The organism is Streptomyces sp. BB1-1-1, assembly GCF_031597775.1.
In the GTDB taxonomy this organism is placed as follows: Bacteria; Actinomycetota; Actinomycetes; order Streptomycetales; family Streptomycetaceae; genus Streptomyces; species Streptomyces thinghirensis.
The window spans coordinates 97,440-115,537 of record NZ_CP134205.1 but is presented as its reverse complement, the minus strand read 5'-3'; the positions used below and the strand labels follow the sequence as shown (position 1 = coordinate 115,537).

The 18,098-nt window shown below is 71.5% G+C and carries 16 protein-coding genes; 4 read left to right on the top strand and 12 right to left on the bottom strand.

From position 1 onward, the window contains the following. Positions 1-3: 3 nt before the first annotated feature. Both RI578_RS41140 and RI578_RS41135 read right to left on the bottom strand, forming a co-directional pair. On the bottom strand, positions 4-1,005 hold the full coding sequence (locus RI578_RS41140) for an asparaginase (RefSeq protein WP_399063415.1): 1,002 nt from the start codon (positions 1,003-1,005) through the stop codon (positions 4-6). A 49-nt stretch (positions 1,006-1,054) separates the two neighbouring features. Continuing rightward, on the bottom strand, positions 1,055-2,539 hold the full coding sequence (locus RI578_RS41135; RefSeq protein ID WP_310876114.1) for a hypothetical protein: 1,485 nt from the start codon (positions 2,537-2,539) through the stop codon (positions 1,055-1,057). Between the two features lie 182 nt (positions 2,540-2,721). On the opposite strand from RI578_RS41135, the gene RI578_RS41130 reads away from it, so the two are divergent. Together RI578_RS41130 and RI578_RS41125 are read left to right on the top strand one after the other, a co-directional pair. Next, the gene (locus RI578_RS41130) at positions 2,722-3,627 is read left to right on the top strand and encodes a DUF5753 domain-containing protein (protein WP_047181592.1); all 906 of its coding nucleotides are present in this window, start codon (positions 2,722-2,724) and stop codon (positions 3,625-3,627) included. Continuing rightward, on the top strand, positions 3,624-3,857 hold the full coding sequence (locus RI578_RS41125) for a DUF397 domain-containing protein (RefSeq protein ID WP_031036245.1): 234 nt from the start codon (positions 3,624-3,626) through the stop codon (positions 3,855-3,857). The genes RI578_RS41130 and RI578_RS41125 overlap by 4 nt, the downstream gene beginning before the upstream one ends. Positions 3,858-4,528: 671 nt before the next feature. On the opposite strand, the gene RI578_RS41120 is transcribed toward RI578_RS41125, so the two are convergent. From RI578_RS41120 to RI578_RS41090, 7 genes are all read right to left on the bottom strand, one after another. After that, a complete protein-coding gene (locus RI578_RS41120; RefSeq protein WP_310876113.1) occupies positions 4,529-5,158 on the bottom strand; it encodes a GNAT family N-acetyltransferase in 630 nt (209 codons plus the stop codon). A gap of 212 nt (positions 5,159-5,370) precedes the next feature. Then, the gene (gene trpA, locus RI578_RS41115; RefSeq protein WP_310876112.1) at positions 5,371-6,213 is read right to left on the bottom strand and encodes a tryptophan synthase subunit alpha; all 843 of its coding nucleotides are present in this window, start codon (positions 6,211-6,213) and stop codon (positions 5,371-5,373) included. A gap of 245 nt (positions 6,214-6,458) precedes the next feature. Next, the gene (locus tag RI578_RS41110) at positions 6,459-6,818 is read right to left on the bottom strand and encodes an SH3 domain-containing protein (protein WP_256726299.1); all 360 of its coding nucleotides are present in this window, start codon (positions 6,816-6,818) and stop codon (positions 6,459-6,461) included. A 289-nt stretch (positions 6,819-7,107) separates the two neighbouring features. Then, the gene (locus tag RI578_RS41105) at positions 7,108-7,827 is read right to left on the bottom strand and encodes an A24 family peptidase (RefSeq protein ID WP_310876111.1); all 720 of its coding nucleotides are present in this window, start codon (positions 7,825-7,827) and stop codon (positions 7,108-7,110) included. 132 nt (positions 7,828-7,959) lie between these two features. Further along, positions 7,960-8,442, bottom strand: coding sequence for a hypothetical protein (locus tag RI578_RS41100; protein ID WP_047181595.1), 483 nt, complete (start codon positions 8,440-8,442; stop codon positions 7,960-7,962). 98 nt (positions 8,443-8,540) lie between these two features. Next, a complete protein-coding gene (locus RI578_RS41095; protein WP_310876110.1) occupies positions 8,541-8,981 on the bottom strand; it encodes a hypothetical protein in 441 nt (146 codons plus the stop codon). Between the two features lie 98 nt (positions 8,982-9,079). Continuing rightward, a complete protein-coding gene (locus tag RI578_RS41090) occupies positions 9,080-10,048 on the bottom strand; it encodes an ATP-dependent DNA ligase (protein ID WP_310876109.1) in 969 nt (322 codons plus the stop codon). Between the two features lie 292 nt (positions 10,049-10,340). On the opposite strand from RI578_RS41090, the gene RI578_RS41085 reads away from it, so the two are divergent. Together RI578_RS41085 and RI578_RS41080 are read left to right on the top strand one after the other, a co-directional pair. Continuing rightward, positions 10,341-10,574, top strand: a complete 234-nt coding sequence (locus RI578_RS41085) for a hypothetical protein (RefSeq protein WP_310876108.1) — start codon at positions 10,341-10,343, stop codon at positions 10,572-10,574. A 67-nt stretch (positions 10,575-10,641) separates the two neighbouring features. Further along, on the top strand, positions 10,642-11,061 hold the full coding sequence (locus RI578_RS41080) for a DUF6233 domain-containing protein (protein WP_310876107.1): 420 nt from the start codon (positions 10,642-10,644) through the stop codon (positions 11,059-11,061). 95 nt (positions 11,062-11,156) lie between these two features. Here RI578_RS41080 and RI578_RS41075 read toward each other — a convergent pair whose 3' ends face one another. From RI578_RS41075 to RI578_RS41065, 3 genes are all read right to left on the bottom strand, one after another. Next, positions 11,157-12,443 (bottom strand): hypothetical protein, encoded by a 1,287-nt coding sequence (locus RI578_RS41075; RefSeq protein WP_310876106.1) that lies wholly within the window; start codon positions 12,441-12,443, stop codon positions 11,157-11,159. 116 nt (positions 12,444-12,559) lie between these two features. Further along, positions 12,560-14,068, bottom strand: coding sequence for a DUF2637 domain-containing protein (locus tag RI578_RS41070; protein ID WP_310876105.1), 1,509 nt, complete (start codon positions 14,066-14,068; stop codon positions 12,560-12,562). Between the two features lie 190 nt (positions 14,069-14,258). Continuing rightward, the gene (locus RI578_RS41065; protein ID WP_310876104.1) at positions 14,259-18,098 is read right to left on the bottom strand and encodes a LysM peptidoglycan-binding domain-containing protein; all 3,840 of its coding nucleotides are present in this window, start codon (positions 18,096-18,098) and stop codon (positions 14,259-14,261) included.

Here is an 18,098-nt window from a genome sequence, read left to right as displayed (position 1 = left end):
TGGTCAGGAGCGGTCGAGGAACGCCTTCGCGATCTCCGTGCGAGGCGTGTCGGCTGCCAGCAGGGCGGCCAGGAGCAGCCGGGCCTTGTACGGGTCGAGGGTTCCCGCCCCGATCAGGCCACGGGCCAGCAAGTCGCGCTCGGAGCCGTCGAAGCCGTAAGTCGAGGTCAGGACGGGGCCGGCGCCGATGCGAGTGGCGAGGACGACCGGCATGGCGGCCACCAGCTCCTCCAGCGGGCCGCACCAGCTCTTGGGGACGTGCCCGACGCCGAACGCGGCCACCACGAGGCCGGAAATCTCGTTCTCCAGGCCCTTCAGCAGCGTCCCGTTGCTACCCAGGGATGCGGTGACGATCTCCACCTGCGGCAGGGGAGCGATCGGCAGCGGCAGGGGAGCGATCGGCTTCGGCAGCCGGTGCAACCGCACCATCCCTTCCACCACGTGGCCCAGCGGCCCTGTGTTCGGCGATGCGAATGCTCCCGGGCTGGTCGTGTGCGTCTTCCGGACGTGGCGGGCGGCATGGATCTCGTCACCCAGGACCACGAGGATCCCGGCGCCCCGAGCCTCTGAACTGCTTGCAGTCTGCACGGCGGCCAGGAGGTTCGCCGGACCGTCGGCTCCGGCCGACGCGGCATTGCGCATCGCGCCGGTGAAGACCACCGGCATCGAGCCCGGGTAGTAGAGGTCGGTGAGGTACGAGGTCTCCTCGAGGGTGTCGGTGCCCTGCGTCACCACCACCCCGTCGAAGCCCTCTCCTTCGGCCCTGCTGAGCCGTTCGGCGAGGCTGACGATGTCGCCGGTCGTCAGGGAGGCCCCGGGCACCTGCCGGAAGTCCTCCACCGTGACTCCAGCGGTGTCCTGGAGGTCGGGAACGGCGCCCACCAGGTCGGAGCCGGTCAGCGTCGGTGTGACGCCGGGGGCCGCTGCGGTGCGCGTCATGGCGATGGTGCCGCCGAGGGTGAGCACCAGGACGGTGCGGTTCGGGGCAGGGTCTGCGGAGAGCACGGAGGGCCTTTCGGACGGGGTGGCTGCGCGGACGGCAGTCATCGCGGGACTAGCCGAGTTTGCCGAGGAAGAGCAGGGTCTCATCCAGCGCTTCTACGGTGAGCAGACGACTGCGGGGCCGAACGAGGCCGGCCACGCCGTACTCGCCCAGAGCGTGGCAGCGGGCGGTCAGCCAGTTCCAGTCGAGGCCGAGGTAGTCCGCGAGGGACCGTAGGCGGCTCGCCGGATCCTCGCCCGCGAGCACGTCGGCTCCCTGCGCGTCGGCGAACACGGTGGCGTAGGAGCGCAGATCTCCGCGGGATGACGTAGTGCGGGCCGCCCACAGCGCACCGCCCGGGGCCCGGACCCAGTTGGCCACGACGGCCCGTTGACCGGGCACCAGGGCTACCCCGTCCATCTCCGAGTACTCCGTCTTCGGCACCACCCTCACGCGGATCCCGCAGCGCTCCATCAGAGCGATCGCCAGCAGCAGCAAGATCCGCTCGTACTTCTCCGAGCGCGCCACCACGGCCTCGGGCAGACAGAACACCCGGACGGTCTGCGCTGTCGCGCTGTGGAATCGCTCAAGTGCTCGCAGGTACTCCAGCTTGTGTCGGAAGAACAGCCAGCAGGCCGCCTCTTCACCGGTCTGCTCACGAGTCCAGAAGATCGGAACTTCGCTCGCGTCCGTCAGTTCCTGCTGGATGTGCCGGGCACAGAACGCCGATCCCATCCAACTACTGCCGACGGTCGACAGGTCAACGAGCAGCTGGCTGGGCGCCGAGCGGGGCATGGACAGGTAGGCGTCGAGAAGGTTCTGTTCTGCGTCGAGCGCCTGATCATCGGACAAGAGGCCGTCATCGAGCTGAGTGAGCGCCCAGAGAATGCCGTAGGAGAGGTCGTCCAGGAGGTACGCCGAGGGGATCGACATCGGCCCGGTGTCAGGCGATCCGGGGAGAGTGGGCCTCCGAGCGCCCGCAGCGTCGCGGACGTACACGTTGACATCGTCCCGACTGTCCTCGACGCCGACAAGGAACCCACGGCGCGCCGGCCGTAAGAACCGCTCCAGGTCGCGTAGTCCGTCAGGGTCCAGCCCATGCACGCTGGCTTCCCCGTCTCGTCTGATGACGGGAAGAAGATGGATGGCGGCGCTGGTTCCGTCCAGGCGCTGCTGTCCGGAGATCTCCCAGAGCCCAGCAGGCCCGCCGGCAGGGAGCAGCACCGTGGATGTGGGCCAGCGTGCGCCGATCCGCGCAGCCACCGATTCCAACGGTGCCGTTGGCTCGCTCGCTTCGGGCGCCAGGTTGAACAGCTCCTCGACAGTGTGCCCGAGCATGCGCTCCAGAATCTGAGCAGCCTCGCCGCGAGGACGACCGGACCATGTGCCCGACGACCACCTGTCGAACGTGGTGCGCCCAACGCTGGCTGTGGCCAGCCGACGGTTGCCGGTTTCCCGCGCGAGATCACGACCAGTGGCCGCGAAGTGGACGCAGAACGCCTCCCACCCAAGAAGGTCCCGGTCCTTCAGAAGGAGGCTGAACAGCGTCCGGCGCATCGCGGAAGCTCCTCCCTGGGCGTATACGGGCAGCGGAGCGCCTCCACGCGTGGCGACGGGCGCTGCACACTTCGTGACCATGGCTAGGATGCTCCCTGGGGCGAGTCCTTAGCAATATGGTCGAGCAAATTGCTTAGCCATTTTGCTTGTAGGTGCCGTGGAGAGCCGTCAGACTGGCCACCATGCCAGAAGCGAAGACGCCGTGGTCGTTGACCCTCAGCGAAGTCGGCCTGCGCCTTGAGGAGTTGCGCGAGCGGCGCGGCCTCACCCAAGGTGACGTCGCCGGCCATGAAGTGCTGGTCCGTCGCGGTATCAGGATCGACAAGAGCGGGCTGAGCAGGCTGGAGGGCGGACAGCGCCGCCGTGTCGCCCGCGACCTCGTCGAGGCGCTGCTTGAGGTCTACCAGGCCAGCGCCACGGAACAGTCAGAGATTCTGGCCCTTCTGAGTGCGGACACCACCCCCGCGGGCCGCCCGCGCCCCGCCCTCTGGCGGCGTAACGCTCACCTCCTGGGCCCCATGCAATTCGAGGGCTTCTTGAAGATGGAGCGCCGGGCCACTGCCCTGTCGAACTTCGAGCGCGACATCTGGCCGGGCCTCTTCCAGATCGAGGACTACGCCTACAGTGTCATCGCTCAGATGAGACCCGATCTACGCCCTTCCGAGGTCAAGGCGCTTGTCGACGTCCGTATGGACCGTCAACAGCAGGTACGAGAAGGCGCACTCTCAGAGTTCCGCGCCCTGGTAGACGAGCGAGTCCTAAGCTCATCCGTCGACGACCGAGCCGTGGCACGTCGACAACTGGAGCGCAGTCTGGAGGAGTCCGAGGACTCCCGCAACACCATCCGCATCCTGCCGGAGGCAGTCGGACTACACCCGGGGGCAGCAGGTCCATTCGTCGTCATGGCCTTCCCCGAGGCCGCACGACAGGTCGTGTGGGTGGAGACAATGGTCAGTTCGCTGTACTTCGACGGAGAAGAAGATGTGCAGCGCTACACAGCAGCTTTCACCAACCTGTGGGAGCGGGCGCTGGACCCCGACGAGACGCGCACGCGCCTCAAGAAAGAGATCAAGGAGCTAGAACAGTGACAGAAAAGCCGGACCCGTCCTCATTCGACCTCGCATCGGTCGACTGGACGGTGTCCAAGTACAGCGGCGGCGGCGGAAACTGCGTGCGGGTCGCCGTCGTGGACGGGTACGTCCTGGTCGGTGACTCGCAGAACCCCGATCGACTGCCCCACGTCTACACCCCGGCCGAGGCCAAGGCGTGGCTGCTCGGCGCGAAGGACACGGACTTCGACTTCATCCTCGGTCTGTGACTCCAGCCTGAACCACCGCACGACAACGGGCCGGCCCCATGGCAGATGGGGCCGGCCCGAACTGGTCAGGCGCCTCGTGCTCCGGCGTCGAGGGTTTCCGCCGCGCTGAGTGCCGCCAGGCTCTGGGCCTGCCCCACCGTCAAGGACAGGGCACCGGCGCGGAACGCCTCGACGGTCCGCGCGGCGGCTTCAGCGTGATAGTCCCACCGGTCGGTCCCCGGCCCCCGGTGCGCGGTCAGCAACTCGTACCCGGCACGCTGCGCGGCCGCGAGGCCGTCGTGGTCCTCGGGGGCCGTTCGCGGTCAATGGTGCTAGCCATTCGGCGGCATGGGACTGGACGATCTCGGCGTAGGGGCGGTAGCCGACGACGGTTCCGCACTGCCCGCCAGTTCCTTCAGTGCTGCGCCGTCCGGTCCAGTTGCTTGCGAGCCATCGGTAGCGTCGGCAGACCTCAGCCGGTAGTCGACCGACGGTCGCGTGCGCGGGCGCGCCGTTCGATGACGACGGCCGACGGCGCGGTGCACGCGGTGATCTGGCGAGGACCGACACAGCGGTACCCCTCCTCGGTTGCCTTGCTCCGCTCGCAGCCGCATCTCCCGTCAAAGAAGCCATTGGACGTCACGAAAGATCGAGGCTTGGGGGGTGGCGCTCCCGGTTCGCTCCCGTACTGCTCAGGAACGCGAGAGGCATTGCGCCGTTCCCACTGTTCGTTTCTCGGGCGGGAGCAGAAGCGTCCTCGGCTTCACAGATCTTTCTGAAGTAGAAATTTCTGAGGCAACCCAGCTGGCAAGCTCGGGAATTCGTGTTGCTTTGCGTTCCAAGGCGTACGAAGTGTGTCCTCCGCGAGCCGACACCTGGCGGATGAGTTGGAAGTTCTGCTGCTGGTAGTACTCGGCGAGAGCAGGGGAGCTGCAGTCTCGACGTACGCGGCTGATGCCTTCGCGTGCAGCACGGTCGACGACCCAGTGAGCGATGACTGCGCCGAGCTTGCGGTGGCGTTCGGCAGGGTCTGTGACGGTGCCGTTGAGGTAGTAGGCGCTTTCGGCGGCCTCGGTCGTGGTCCAGGTCCAGGGCGCGGCGGTGCGAAGGATCGTGGTGCAGCCCAGGATGTGGTCGTCGTGTCTGGTGAGGACCCACATCTCGCTCGGGTGTCGTGTGCAGTTGCTGGCCAGTTCGTGGACGTGCTTTCCCCAGCTGTGCCAGTTCGGGAGCTGCTTGTCCTTCATCCAGTCGGAGCGGGCCTGGATCATCTCGGCGAGGCGGGGTTGGTCGTCCGGTGTGGCTGGTCGCATCGCGAGCATGCGGTCCGCTCCTGAGTGTGCTCGTCCACGAGCGGGTCAACAAGTTGGTGTGCTGGGCGGAACATTAGAGGCCTACTGGCTGGTAGCTACAACTTTCCCGCCGGAGCACTTCGAAACTCTGAATGAACCATGCCGGTACGTGGAGGGATGCCCGGAAAGCGGTCCAGGTCGACGAAGTCGCCGGCCGCCGGGCCGGCCCGGCTGGCGTTCGTTCAGGCCGCGGTGGGCACGGCTCGGCGCAGTCCGTCGGCGAGGCGTTGGGCGAGGAGGGCGGCCTGGAGGGCACCGGCTGGCCCGGGAGAGGTCTCGATCGCGCGGATGAATGCGGAGCCGACGATGACCGCGTCGGCGTAGGAGCCGACGAGCGCTGCCTGTTGTGGGGTGGAGACGCCGATGCCGACGCCGATGGGGAGGTGGGTGAGGGTGCGCAGGCGGTCGACGAAGGTGTGCAGGCCGGGGTGGAGGGGGCCTTGGCTGCCGGTGACGCCGGCCGTTGCGGGGGCGTAGATCATGCCGCTGGCGGCGGCGCATACGCGGGTCAGGCGTTGGTCGGTGGTGTTCGGGGCGACCACGAACACGGTGTCCAGGCCGTGCTCTTGGGCCGCGCGTAGCCAGTCGGTGGCCTCCTCGACGGGCAGGTCGGGGATGATGACGCCGGCCCCGCCGGCGGCAGCGAGTCGCTGGGCGAACCGGGCGGGTCCGTGGTGATGGACGGGCTGCCAGTAGGTCATGACGACCAGCGCGGTGCGGGAGGCGGCGGCGAGTTCGCGCACGGTGGTGAAGAGGTGCTCGGTGCGGAATCCGGCCCGGAGTGCCTGTGCGGCGGCGTGTTGGATGACCGGTCCGTCCATGAGGGGGTCGGTGTACGGCAGACCGATCTCGATCACGTCGGCGGTCGTCGCCAGGAGATGCAGGGCGTCGAGGCTCTGGTCGAGCGTGGGGTAGCCGGCGGGGAGGTAGGCGGCGAGGGCGGCCCGTCCGTGGCCGCGGGCGTTGGCCAGTGCCTGCTCGAGACGGGATGCCGGGACGCCGGGTGGGGAGGAGGTGAGGTTCATGGTGCCCGTCCTGGAGTTCGGCCGCCCGGTCGGCGGTGGTCCGGTCCGGGGCGGGGGAGCCTGCCTCGGAGGCTGGCTGCGAGGTGGGGGCCGGGCTCCGGATGCGGGTACGCCGACGGCGGCCCGGGGTCACAGTGGGCCGGGCCGCCGTCGCGTCGTCCTGAGCCTGCACAAGGTGGCGGCTCAGGCGTGGGAGGGGCCGGCAGAGTTCGGGTCAGGTCGTCTCTGCCGGCCGGGTGGAGGGGTCAGTCCAGCTGCATGGGCACGTTGATGTACTGGGCGGCGACCCAGCCCTTCTTGCCCTTGTGAGCGCCGGACTTCACGGTGACGTAGCCCCAGGCGCCGGGCTTGCCGTTGTCGCCCTTGTTGCACTGCCAGTACACGTCGGTACCCCGGGAGAGCTGGCCGGTGGCGGTGTAGCCGGTGCCGGGACCGGTGCGGAACTTCACCGTGGTGTACACGTCGGTGTTGAGCTTGATCTGGTGGGTGCAGGCTCCGCTGCCGACCGTCGCGGCGCTCGCGGTGGAGGCGGTGGCGACGGCGCCGCCGAGGAGCAGCGCGCCGGTGGTGGCCACGGTCGCGACGCGGCGGGTGAGGGTATGCATGGGCGGCTCTTCCTGGTGTCGTCGGCCCGAATTCGCTCGCCGGACCTGCGCAGGGCCTCTCCGCCTCGGCACTGATGAGGTGCGGCGAAGGCTGGCGAAGAATGGTCCGGAACGCGATGTGTCTGTTTCCGGGTTCGATCTTCGTGCTGCGCAAAGAATTTGACCAGGCTCCGCTCATTGCGGAAAATCGCATGCCGGAATAGCGGGGTCAGGTGAGAGCCGTTCCGGTAATCGCTATTCAGGAAGAGCAATTACAGGAAGCGGCACTTCCGGGAATTCGGGGCGGGGGTCAGGCCGCGGCGACGGAGACGGCCAGGGCTCCGATGACCATGTAGGGGCCGAAGGAGACGTGCGTGCGGCGGGCGCGGCCGGCCGCCATCCGCGCCACCTCCGAGACTGCGCCGACGACGAAGCCCGCAGCCGCTCCCCAGAACAGGATCGTCCAGCTGCTCCAGCCCAGGAGCGCGCCGATGGCCGGCGCGAGCTTGACGTCTCCGAGCCCCATTGCGCCGGTGAGCGCGATGAGGAGGAAGACGAGGGTGAGTACGGCAGCGGCGGCTGCCGCGCGGCCCAGGCTCCCGGACTCGCCCGCCATCGCAGCAGCGGAAAGCAGGATGAGCGTTCCGGCGCAGGCGGGGAGGGTGAGGATGTCGGGGAGCCGCTGAACGGCGAGGTCGATCAGAGCCAGCGCGACGCCGCACGCGGCCACCCAGTACTGAGCGGCGGCGAACCAGCCGCTCGCCCCGCCCGCCGCGACGACGGCGAACGCGATCGCGGCCGCCGCTTCCGGCGCAAGGGGGCGCGGTCCGATCGTTTCTGAGCACGCCGGACAGCGACCGGAGAAGGGCAGGAGCGGCAGCCGGCGGTCGAGGACGGCGATGCCGCAGTGCGGACAGTTGCTGCGTGCGGCCGTAGGCGCCGGCACGGACCGGGCGAAGATCACGGGGCGCGCGGCAGCGCCGGCCAGGGCTCCGACGGCGGCGGTCAGGGCAACACTGAGGGCGGACAAGACGGACTCCTCGTTCACGGCCGGCCTCCCCGTGACGGGCCGGTCGGATTGAACCCTACGACCCCCGTGCGAGTGCCCCTTCTCCGCGCTGCCGGGACGGTGGCCGGGCTGTGGACGTCGTGAGGCAGCAGGTCAGGCGCCTCGTGCTCCGGCATCGAGGGTTTCCGCCGCGCTGAGTGCCGCCAGGACCTGGGCCTGCCCGTCGGCCAGGGGCAGGCTGCCGGCGGTGACCGCCTCGGCGATCCTCGCCGCGTGTTCCAGCGCGATCGCCACGCCGGTCGGTTCCCGGTGCGCGGTCAGCAACTCGTGTCCCGCGCGCAGCGCGGCCGCGAGGTCGCCGTCGTGGTCCTGGGGGCCGTTGGTGGTCAACGGCACCAGCCACAGGGCGGCGTGGGACTGCACGATCTGGGTGTAGGGGCGGTAGTCGGTGACCGTGCCGCACCGTCCGCCGGCCCCCTCGGCGCTGCGCCGTCCGGTCCAGTTGCTCGCCAGCCAGCGGTGGCGTCGGCAGACCTCCAGCCGGTAGTCCAGCGACCGGTCGCGTGCGCGGACGCGGCGTTCGATGACGACGGTCGACGGCTCGGTGCACGTGGTGATCTGGCGCAGGACCGGCACAGCGGTACCCCCTCCTGGTCGCGGGTGAGGCTCTGATCATGACCAGTGGAGGGCAGGGCCAGCGTCCAGGATCGGACGCTACGACTGTGACCCGACTCTCATCCTCTGGCCGGGGTGTGAGGCTGAGCGTCGCTCCCCGTGCCGCCCGGAGAGGCCGGGTGCGGCTCGTCGGCGTTCACCCAGACTCCCTCGGCGACCTGGTAGGACCCCGTCAGCTTCTCTCCGTCGGGCAGCCCGTTGGGGAAGATCCAAAATCCGTTCTCTCCCCGGTAGGCACCTGCGGCTTCGCGGGCCCGCTCGGTCTCGAAGGCCTGGCGGACGGTACTGCACAGCGTGCACGGGCATGCGGCCGGCCGCTCGGCTGCGACCCACGCTTCGTACAGCTCCTGCCCTCTGTCCGCGGGCAGTCCCCGCGCGATGGCGACCGCTTGGAGCATGGCGTCCCACCGGGCGGCCTCGGCCGCCGGCGGCTCGACGGTGCCGGCGAGGGTCCGGTGGCTGTGCTCCTGGTGGACGTGGCGGAAGACGCGTACGGACATGCCGCGAGTCTGGCCCGCCGGGGTCCGGCGGAGCCAGGGGTTTGCGGATACTTGCGCGCAATGGGTTCCGCGGCGTCACGGCCGGCCGGGGGAGGGGGTCACGCCCGGACGTCGCCGGGGGTCATGTCGTCCCGGATTCGCACGTAGCGCACCGGGTGACGGTGCCGGCCCAGGTCGAGAGCGGTGTCGGCTTCGACCTCGGCGACGAGGTCGGGCGCCACGGGGTGGAAGGCCAACGGCTCCTTCACTCCCCACCCGGCCGAGAAGGTGCGGCCCCACCAGGGGTGCTCCGCTCCCGCCGGCCGCAGGGCGGCGCCCAGCTCGGCGGCCGCCTTGCGGGGCAGCGGGGTGGAGCGGGCGACCAGGCGGAGCCGGCCCGCCGCGTCGAGCCGGCCGAGCAGGAGACTTCGGGGCGCGGCCACGGCGCCGGTGACCGCGCCGATGATCCCTTCCGTCGTGAGGCGGGTCCGCAGCTTCATCCACCCGCGCTCTCCGGACCGGTATCGCGAACCCGGGTCCTTGATCATGATTCCCTCGATCCCGGCCGTTCCCCAGGCCGGGTCCAGCCAGCCGAGGGCGAGCTCCCGGTCCAAGGTCTGCGGGCACAGCGCCCACGGTGCTGTCAGCCGGCGTCCGGCGAAGAGGTCCTCCAAGGCGTCCCTGCGCCGCCACAGCGGCTCATTGAGGAGAACAGCACCGGACATCTCGAGCACGTCGAAGACGATCAGGTGGGCCGGCCGCTCCAGCGCCGCCCGCCTGGCGGTGGCACCCCGGCGCCGGGCTCGTTCCTGCAGCGCGGTGAAGTCGAGCCCGTCCGCTCCCACCGTGACCAGCTCGGCGTCGAGGACCGCTTCGACGCCGAGCGCGGCCGCGGCCGCGACGAGTTCCGGGAACGCGGGACCCAGATCCGCGCCCCGCCTGGACTGGAGGAATGGCTTGGGGCCGGCGAACACCAGTGTCCGGAACCCGTCGGCTTTCTGCTCGAACAGCGCGGGCCCGGCCCCCGCAGGCGGCAGTGCGGTGACGGAGCGGGCGAGCATCGGCTCGATGGGCGGGGACAGGTGCACCCTCCACTCCTACGCCCCGCGCGTCCCGCTCGCTCGTCGTGTCGGGCCGCCTGGTCGCCGGCACGGCGCTCCGGGGAGAACGGATCCTGCACTCTCGCCTCGGGCGGCGCACGATGCGGGGTCTCCATCCGCACGCGTCCCGCTGAAGGGAGGGCTGCCGGGGCCGCGGCAAGCCTGCTCCCTCGGGGAACGACGGCTCCTTGGCCTGCGGCGAAGGGTCAGTCCTGACGCCACGGCTCCCGAGTGCCGCGCCGACTCGAAGAAGAATTCGAACACCTGATTGAATTGCGTCATGGAGCAGCAGATCTATCCCCCCGACCTCGTCCAGGCGCAGATCGCCTTTCTCCGCGCCTACCGGGCGCTCGCGGCCGACCCCCGCGCCTGCACCACCGTGCGGCGCCGTCAGCTGCTGCACCTGTCCGCCCGGGTCCTGTTCCACCCCCACTGGGCGGGAACCGTCGGCAGAGCCCACCTTGAGGGCCTGCGGCGGCAGGCCCGGGCGCTGGAGCAGGCCCCCGCCGCCTAGCCCGGTGAACGACCGCCCCGGATCTCTGCCTGCCCGGATACTGCTCGTCCTACCCGACGAGCAGACCGTGGAGGTACGTCTGTACGAGAGGTTCAAAAGCGCCCAGGGGCACCCGTGGCGCTACCGCATCGGCGTGCCCTCGTGGGTGGCTACGGAGGACGGCGTCGATGCCGCCGAGTACACGGTGTGGGTCACCGACCAGCAGCTGCGGCCGATCGACGGAGTCGACCTGTCGAACGTCCCGAACCACCGAGACCCCAGGACCATGCCTCCGCCCAGGCCGACCGGCTGGATCGTCCGGCCCGCCGGCCGCCGCGGCACGGTCGTCCATGACGCCGCCTGCCCGGCAGCTGCCGGAGGCGGACGTGAGATCGGCGCCCTCGAAGCACTGGATGCTCTGATGCGGCCCGGAGCCAAGGCGTGCCATGACTGCCCGGCCGCCGAGATACTCATCCCCGCCCTGGACCTGGGCCAGGGCTACGGCTGAACCTCACGCACCCCGGCCACGGTGCGCTACCCCCGGCCGGGCGATCTGTCCCGCGCCCTCAGCACTGCCAAATCCGGCGCCCGGCCGGGACAGGGTCAGCACCCGTACTCGTCGAGCACCGCCCGGGTCGCCCGGTCAAGCGGGCGCAGTGGGTGCGTACCGCCGTCCTCGGCCGGTCCCAGGCGCAGCGTCGCGCCTCCCTCGACGGGGGTGACGGTCAGCACGCCGTCGTCGACCATGGCCCGGACGGCGTCGTGCCGGTAAGGGCTGGCGGCGAGGCAGCCGTCCGCGTACTCGCGGTCGTAGCGGTCGTACGGGCCGGCGAAGTAGTAGTCGGCGACGGGCCCTTGGCCCTGCCACACCGTGAAGGCGACCACTGCCGCGACGATTCCGGGGAACAGGGCCTGGGGCCCGGGCGCGGCGATCAGCCTTGGGCCGTGCCGGTGGATCAGGGCTGTTCCGGTGCAGGCGATGAGGCCGGCCGCCAGGAACAGCAGCGTGTAGTGGGACAGCATGTCCGCTCGCTGCCCGAAGGTGAGCGGCAGCCCGGTGCATGCGAGTACCAGCCAGCCGAGTCCGGCGAGTGTCGCGCCCTGGTAGCCGTTGAGCTTGGCCGGCCACTTCGGCCGGTCCGCTACCAACTGCTGCTCGCGCCCTACCCAGCGGCCGGCACCGCGCAGCCGTCCCGGATCCGGCGAGGCGCCCTCCGCCCGGTGCTCGGCAAGGAGAGCGAGAACCGCGTCGCCGAAGGCGAGAGCTCTGGCGTGCACAGCAAAGCGGTCGGTGCTCAGCTGGTTGAACTCGGCCTCCCGGCCGGGCTGGATCCGCGTGCCGGTCGCCCCGCCGCGGGGGAAGACCCGGTTTAGGGGGTGTCCGGGGTCGGGGAACCCGGGCAGTGTGGGGGCCGTTCGCCCCGCGCCGAGCAGACCGGCGGTACTGCCCGTCCGGTCAGGGATGTACGACTCGTACAGCCGGTCCACCCGCCGGTCGCCGCGGAGGCTGGCCTGCAGGGACTCGGCCTGGTCGATGACGGCAGTGAGGAGAGGATCGGACGGGGCGCTGCGCATCCGTGCCAGGGCGGCGTCCCGGGGGACGGCCTGCCACACCCCGCCGAGCCGGTCCAGCGCCCGGTCCTTCCACACATCGCGCAGGCAGGGCCAGACGCGGGCGACCGGCAGCCGCCGGGGCGGACGCCGGTCGGTGAGGTGCGCGCGCAGCAGCGTGCTCGCGCTGCGCAGATAGTCGGTCTCGGCCGCGTAGGAGATCGCGACGGCGGTCGTGCGCTGCCCGCTAGGAACATCCTGCACGCGTTGGGCGGCGGCCCGGGCCGCGTCCCCCTGGGCGCTCAGCTCCGCGATCGCCCGATGCCAGCGGCTGCTCACCGGCCGCCCCCTATCTGTACCCGGTGTGGTGTCGACTCTGAGGCTACCCGCACGGTCCGACACGGCATTCTCCCCCGGCTCGGTCCTACCGGCCGGGGGAGACGGAAGCCGGGCAGTCAGGCCGCCACGGGTTGGTGGGACCAGTTCAGGTCGACGTGCGTGGCACCCTCGCGGACCACGATGGGGCCGTGTTCCTTCTCCAGCCGGCGGTACTCGTTGCCGCCGGAGTTCGGGTTCTTGTACCCGGCCCACTTGCCCAGGTCGGCCTGCAGCAGGGCTACGCCGGCGGCTTGGTGGGCGACGTAGATCCGCTCGGCCCGCTGCCGCTGGGTGAGGTTCTTCGGCAGCACGGAAAGGTCGATGTCGATGCTCAGCCGCTCCCGTGCCTCTTCGTCTTCCTCGTTGTCCGGCGGGTTGTCGTGCTCGGGGTCCGGCTCCTCGCCCTCGTGCTCTTCCTCCCCCTCCTCGTCGCCGAGGGCGTCCTCGCCTTCACCCGGCAGCGGCTCCTCCTCATCGGACTGACCGGCCATGGAGCTCTCCGCGGCAGGCTCCGGCTCAGGTTCCGGGTCCTGCTCCGCTTCTGGCTCGGGCTCCGCCACCGGCTCCGGCTTCGGTTCGGCAGCGGCCTGGGAGCGCGGTTCGGCCACCGCAGCGGGCTCCGGGGCCTCCCGGACCTCCTGCGTGGCCGGCTCCTTCTCATCCTGCGGCGGGGTCGGCGGCGCGGATGCCGGGGAGGCTGGTGGCACCGCCACGCGCGCCGGTGGCTCTTCGGCCTTCTCGGCGGTGGCCTGCGGGCCGCTGACCGGCAGCGCGTTTACCGGAGCCGCGCCGACCGCGGCGGCCGTGGCGGGGCCCATGACGGGCGCCGGGGCGGTGCGCTCCACGGTCACCTCTGCCGCAGGGGCCGAGGGGCGAGGGCGGTGGGAGCCGATCACGCGGACGTTGTCGACGGTCCCCAGGAGCTCGGCCCGCCACGCCTTCCACATCCTGACCGGCGCGCCGATCGGCCAGGGCAACCACAGCAGCAGGCTGTAGGCCCGGTCCCGGTCGGCCTTGCGGCGCTTCTGCCGGCCCATGATGACCTGCTCGATCTTGTACAGCAGCATCTCGAGCAGGATCGCGTACACCAGCGGCGGGACCACGGCGAGGAACGCGCTGCCGGCCCCCGCCCCGGGGGCATGGAGCAGGTTCATCGCCGCCGAGGCGGACACGAACCCCATCAGCAGGATCCGCGTGATCGCGGAGGAGCGCAGGGTCAGGGCCTCGAAGAAGCGGATGAGGGAGAGGCTGAGGGCGCCGGCGTCCAGGAGCAGCGCGAACCCGGTCGCCGCGTCCCAGTCACCGCCGTTGTGCGCATGGGCGTACTCGCGCTGCGCCCCGAAGGAGAGCCAGGCGGCGATGCCCGCGAGGACGAACATCATCAGACAGCCGATGCCGAGCGCGATCACGGCGAGGCGGCGCTGCCAGGCATTGCGGCGCTGGAGGGCGAGCTGGGCGCGCTCCTCGGCGGTGGCGTTCTGCTCGGCGGCTCTGCGCCGGTTGCCGAGCACCATGGCGACGGCGGCCGCAGCGCCGATCCCGCCCACGGCGAGGCCGGCGGGCAGCGCCCACTGGAAGGTGGTCATCGGCGGCCTCCTTCCCTGGTGAGGCCTGCCGGGGTGGTGGGCCCGGCGGGCGGGATGAAGGCGTGCTGCCGGCGGCGGCTCATGTGCGCGGTCTCCTTCGTCGGATGAACGGCCGAAGAGGCCCCTCGCTCTCTACAGGTGTGATCGAGCGGTGCGGTGTGACACCGGAGGTCAGTGAATCTGCGACGGATCATGAGGCCGCGGACCCCAGAGTGGGCTTGATCCTCTCGCCCTTGAGGAGCGTGCGGAGCAAGCCGACGGTCTCGGGCGAAGAATCAACGCCCTCTTCCATGTTGATCCGCGCCAGCTGGGCGGCGGCGCGCTCCAGGCCCTCGCGGTCGCCCATCTCGTGGCAGATGGTGAAGAGGTCCCGGTAGAGCAGCTCGCTCTGGGAGTCGACGAGCATGCCCTTGGTGACGGCCTGGGCCGCCGCCCGGTAGTCGCGGACTTGGCGGCGGCGCTCGGCGAGCTCGTGGGCGACGTCGACGATGGCGCTGATCATCTCCTGGATGTCGGCCTCTGCCCAGCAGTACTTGGAGGGGTCGACGTCCGCGAAGGGGCGGCCGCGCACGAGGGCCAGAGCGTGGGCGAGGGCGACGTCGGCGTCCTGCCCGTCGTGGTGCATGCCCTGCTGGTACAGCTCCTTGAACCGGTCCCAGTCCGAGGTGACCGCGGGCCCGAGGCGGTAGACACCTTCGGTGACCGCGGGAAGGTAGGCGCCCTGGGGGTCGTCGGCGGGCAGATGGGGGTTGGGGCCGAGCCAGGAGCGCAGCCGCGAGATCGCGGTGTTGCGGGTGCTGGAGGTCTTGCGCAGCCCGGGCCAGATCGCGTTGTCGAGGTCCTGGCGGCCCAGGCCCGGGTGCAGCACGAGCCAGGCGGCGATCTCCAGAAGGTGGTTGTGCCGGTTGCTGCCCACCCGGCCCTGCGCGCCGGTCAGTGTCACCGGGCCGAGGACCTGGACCTGGGGGCCTTCGGGCTCGGCCGGCGGGGTGGCCAGCGCGGCCAGGACGGTGGAGGTCGCGGCGCTGGGGCGGGGAATGATCCGTGCTTCGGTCGCTGTCGCGGCTGGCGCGGTCACAGCGAACGCGGCCGCGGTCAGACCGGACTCGGCATCGTCCTTGTCGTCGGCCAGGGCCGAGCCGTCTTCCGGGCTCTCCTCCTCGTCCGGGCCGTCGCCGAGCGCGGCGGCGGACAGACCGGAGCCGGCCTCTTCGCCGTCGGGCGGCACCGGGGAGTCGTCGTCCCGCTCGCCGAGCACTTCGCCGAGGACCGTTTCGAAGTCCTGCTCCGGCTCGGCGGTGTCCCACACCTCGGCACCCAGCGCGGACGTCTCCTCGGGGGCGCCGTCGTCCTCGGCAGGCTCGGGCACCTCCCAGCCGGTGGGCTCGCCCGCAAAGTTGCTGTCGGCGTCCTCGTCGGGCTGTTTGTCGAGGGTGGGGGAGCCCGCGACCGCGGGGGACAGAGCGCTGCCGTCCTGCTCTTCCTCCCAGCCGTCACTGCTGCCACGGTCTGCCGGGCCCTCGTCGGGCGTCAGGGCGGGGGAGAAGGCGGTGAAGGCCGGCAGAGCGGTCGCCAGGCCGCTGCCCTGCGTGGCGACCGCGGTGGTCACTGCGGGGGCGGCGGTGGTCTCCGGAGCGAGCGCAGAGTCCTCGCCCACCGGGACGGTGGAGCGGGGGCCGTTGGTGTCGGCTGGTCCGGTGTGTCCCGTCCACGGCGGCGGGGGGACGTCGTCGGTGCGGCTGGAGGTGGCGATCAGCTGGACGAGCCGGTCGTAGGAGTCGGCATCCAGGTGCTGGAGCTTGACCGCGAGGTCCAGGTCGGGCAGTTCGACGAGGGTGCCGGGCTGGGCGGGCAGGGTCCAGGCGCCGGGCAGGTCGAGTTCGCCGCCCGCGGCGGTGACGACCGCGACCGAGGTGCGGGGCCGGGAGGCGAGGAGGTCCTCGAGTTCGGCGGCCGCCGGGCCGGTGGGCGGGGCGGTGGCGATGAGGATGCGGGGGATCCAGGTGTCGCCGCCGTCCTCACCCAGCCGGGCGGCCCGCAGGTGGTCGTGGCCGCCGTCGATAAGGGCCTGGCGCTGGAAGGCGTCGTGCGCCTGGAGGTCGGTGGTGGCCGGGCCGAGGTCTGCGTGGTGCTCGATCTGGTCGGGGTAGAGGTGGTGCAGGTCGCTGCCGGCACCGGCGAGGACGATCTGCGTGTCGGGCGCCAGCCGGGAGGAGGCGAGTTCGACGGCCAGGGCGAGCATGACCGCGCGGACGTCGGCCGGGCTGCCGGCCAGGCGCAGCAGGCCGATGGCCTCCAGGTTGACCAGGACCGTGTCGCCGTCCTCGGTCTCGCCCAGGCTCACCAGGGCCGGGTAGGGCACGGTGATGTCGGCGGCCTCGTCCTCGTTGAGGAGAGCCGCGCCGCGGGCGGGGCACACCCACGCCGTCGGCTTGGTCTCGTGCTCGGTGAACGGTGCGACGGTCGGGGTGACGGCTGCCAGGTGGAGCTCGATGCCGCGCGCGGTGATGCGCATCGCCTCGACCTCGGGGAGAGGCCGGCCGGCCTGACGGCAGTTGGCGGCCAGGGTGCGCAGGGCGCGGTCGGCGAGCGCGGCGCCGGTGATGTCGGACGCCACGCGCAGCTGCTTCTCGAAGTCGGCGGTTGCACCGGAGGGCATCGGGATGCGCCGCTTGGGGCGTCGGCGGCGCTGCTGGCGCGCGCGCCGGGCCGCGACGACCGCGAGGACGGCTGCGGCCAGGATGCTGCCCGCCGCGGCGATGCTCTGCACGCTCTGGTCACCGCTGTCGGCGGCCTCCGCGGTGTCGTGCGCCTCAGGCGCCTGGGTGGGCGTGCCGTGCTGCTCCCGCTCGCGGTCGGGTGCCGGGTTTTGCGCGGGCGGCTGCTCGCTCGGCTGCTCGGTCGGCTGTCCACCGTCCTGGCTGTCCTGGTCCGAGCCCTGGCCGGGGGTTTGGGCCGTCTCGCCCTTCTCCCCCTGGTCGGCGCCCGGGCCCGGCTTTTCCTGGGCGGGCGGCTGTGTCTGCTCGGCGCCGGGCCGTTCCTCGGCCTTGCCCTGGTCGGCGGGCTGCTCACGCGGGGGCTGCGCCTGGTCCGGCTTCGAGTCGCTTGGGTCGCTGCCGGCCGCGGCGGGGATCTTCAGCTCCCAGCCGGGGTAGATCTCGTCGGGGTCGCCGAGGGCGCGCCCGTCGTCCTGCTCCACGCCCTTGTTCGCCTCGACGATCCGGGGGTAGGCGTCGGCGTCGCCGAGCTCGTCCTCGGCGATGCCGGTCAGCGTCTCGCCGGCGCGGACGGTGTGGGTCTCGGACGCGGCCTTGGAGCCGGCGGTCTGTGTCCGGGCTCCGCCCTGATCGGCGGAGGGTGCGGGCGAAGCGTCGGCGGGCAGGCGGAGGATCCAGCCGGGCTGCAGGACGGTGGTGTCGGCGGTGACGAGGGAGCCGTCCGCCTGGCGTACGCCGTCATTGGCGTCGACGATCCGGTGCCACTCGATTCCGGCGCCCAGGCGCTTCTCCGCGATGTCCCAGAGGGTGTCGCCGTCCTGGACGTGGTGGACCGGACCGCGCCAGGTCGACGAAGCCGGGGCCGGCGTCTCGGTCTGCGTGCCGGCGCTCACGGATGCCGTGGCCGCGGTGGCCGAAGCGGCAGGCGCAGCGGTGGCCGGGGTGGCCATGGCCGTCCCTGCGGGCAGAAGGATGAGGATGCCGCCGACGAGGGCGCCGGCCAGTTGCTGGGAGCCCCCCAGCATGCGGATGCGGGGCGCCCGGACGTGGCGCAGCGCGGCGCCCGTCTCCAGCACGACGGAGATCACGAAGCTGATCCAGCCGTACCAGCCGATGAGGGTGACCGCGCCCAGGAACAGCTGGCCGGTGTCGGGGCTGGTGAGCGCGGTGGTGATCTCGCCGACGCCCGGGACGTGGTCGGGCAGGACGCCGATGCCGAGCAGCACGGCGGGGACGCCGGCCACGAGGGCGACCAGGGCGACCAGGGCGAGGAGCGCGCGGGCGATCGTTGCTGCGGTGCTTCGGTTTCTCAT

Coding starts and splice junctions, on each gene's coding strand:
- RI578_RS41135 (WP_310876114.1), bottom strand. CDS start 2,539: ATGCGCCGGACGCTGTTCAGCCTCCTTCTGAAGGACCGGGACCTTCTT.
- RI578_RS41130 (WP_047181592.1), top strand. CDS start 2,722: ATGCCAGAAGCGAAGACGCCGTGGTCGTTGACCCTCAGCGAAGTCGGC.
- RI578_RS41120 (WP_310876113.1), bottom strand. CDS start 5,158: ATGCTCGCGATGCGACCAGCCACACCGGACGACCAACCCCGCCTCGCC.
- trpA (WP_310876112.1), bottom strand. CDS start 6,213: ATGAACCTCACCTCCTCCCCACCCGGCGTCCCGGCATCCCGTCTCGAG.
- RI578_RS41110 (WP_256726299.1), bottom strand. CDS start 6,818: ATGCATACCCTCACCCGCCGCGTCGCGACCGTGGCCACCACCGGCGCG.
- RI578_RS41095 (WP_310876110.1), bottom strand. CDS start 8,981: ATGTCCGTACGCGTCTTCCGCCACGTCCACCAGGAGCACAGCCACCGG.
- RI578_RS41085 (WP_310876108.1), top strand. CDS start 10,341: ATGGAGCAGCAGATCTATCCCCCCGACCTCGTCCAGGCGCAGATCGCC.
- RI578_RS41070 (WP_310876105.1), bottom strand. CDS start 14,068: ATGACCACCTTCCAGTGGGCGCTGCCCGCCGGCCTCGCCGTGGGCGGG.
- RI578_RS41065 (WP_310876104.1), bottom strand. CDS start 18,098: ATGAGAAACCGAAGCACCGCAGCAACGATCGCCCGCGCGCTCCTCGCC.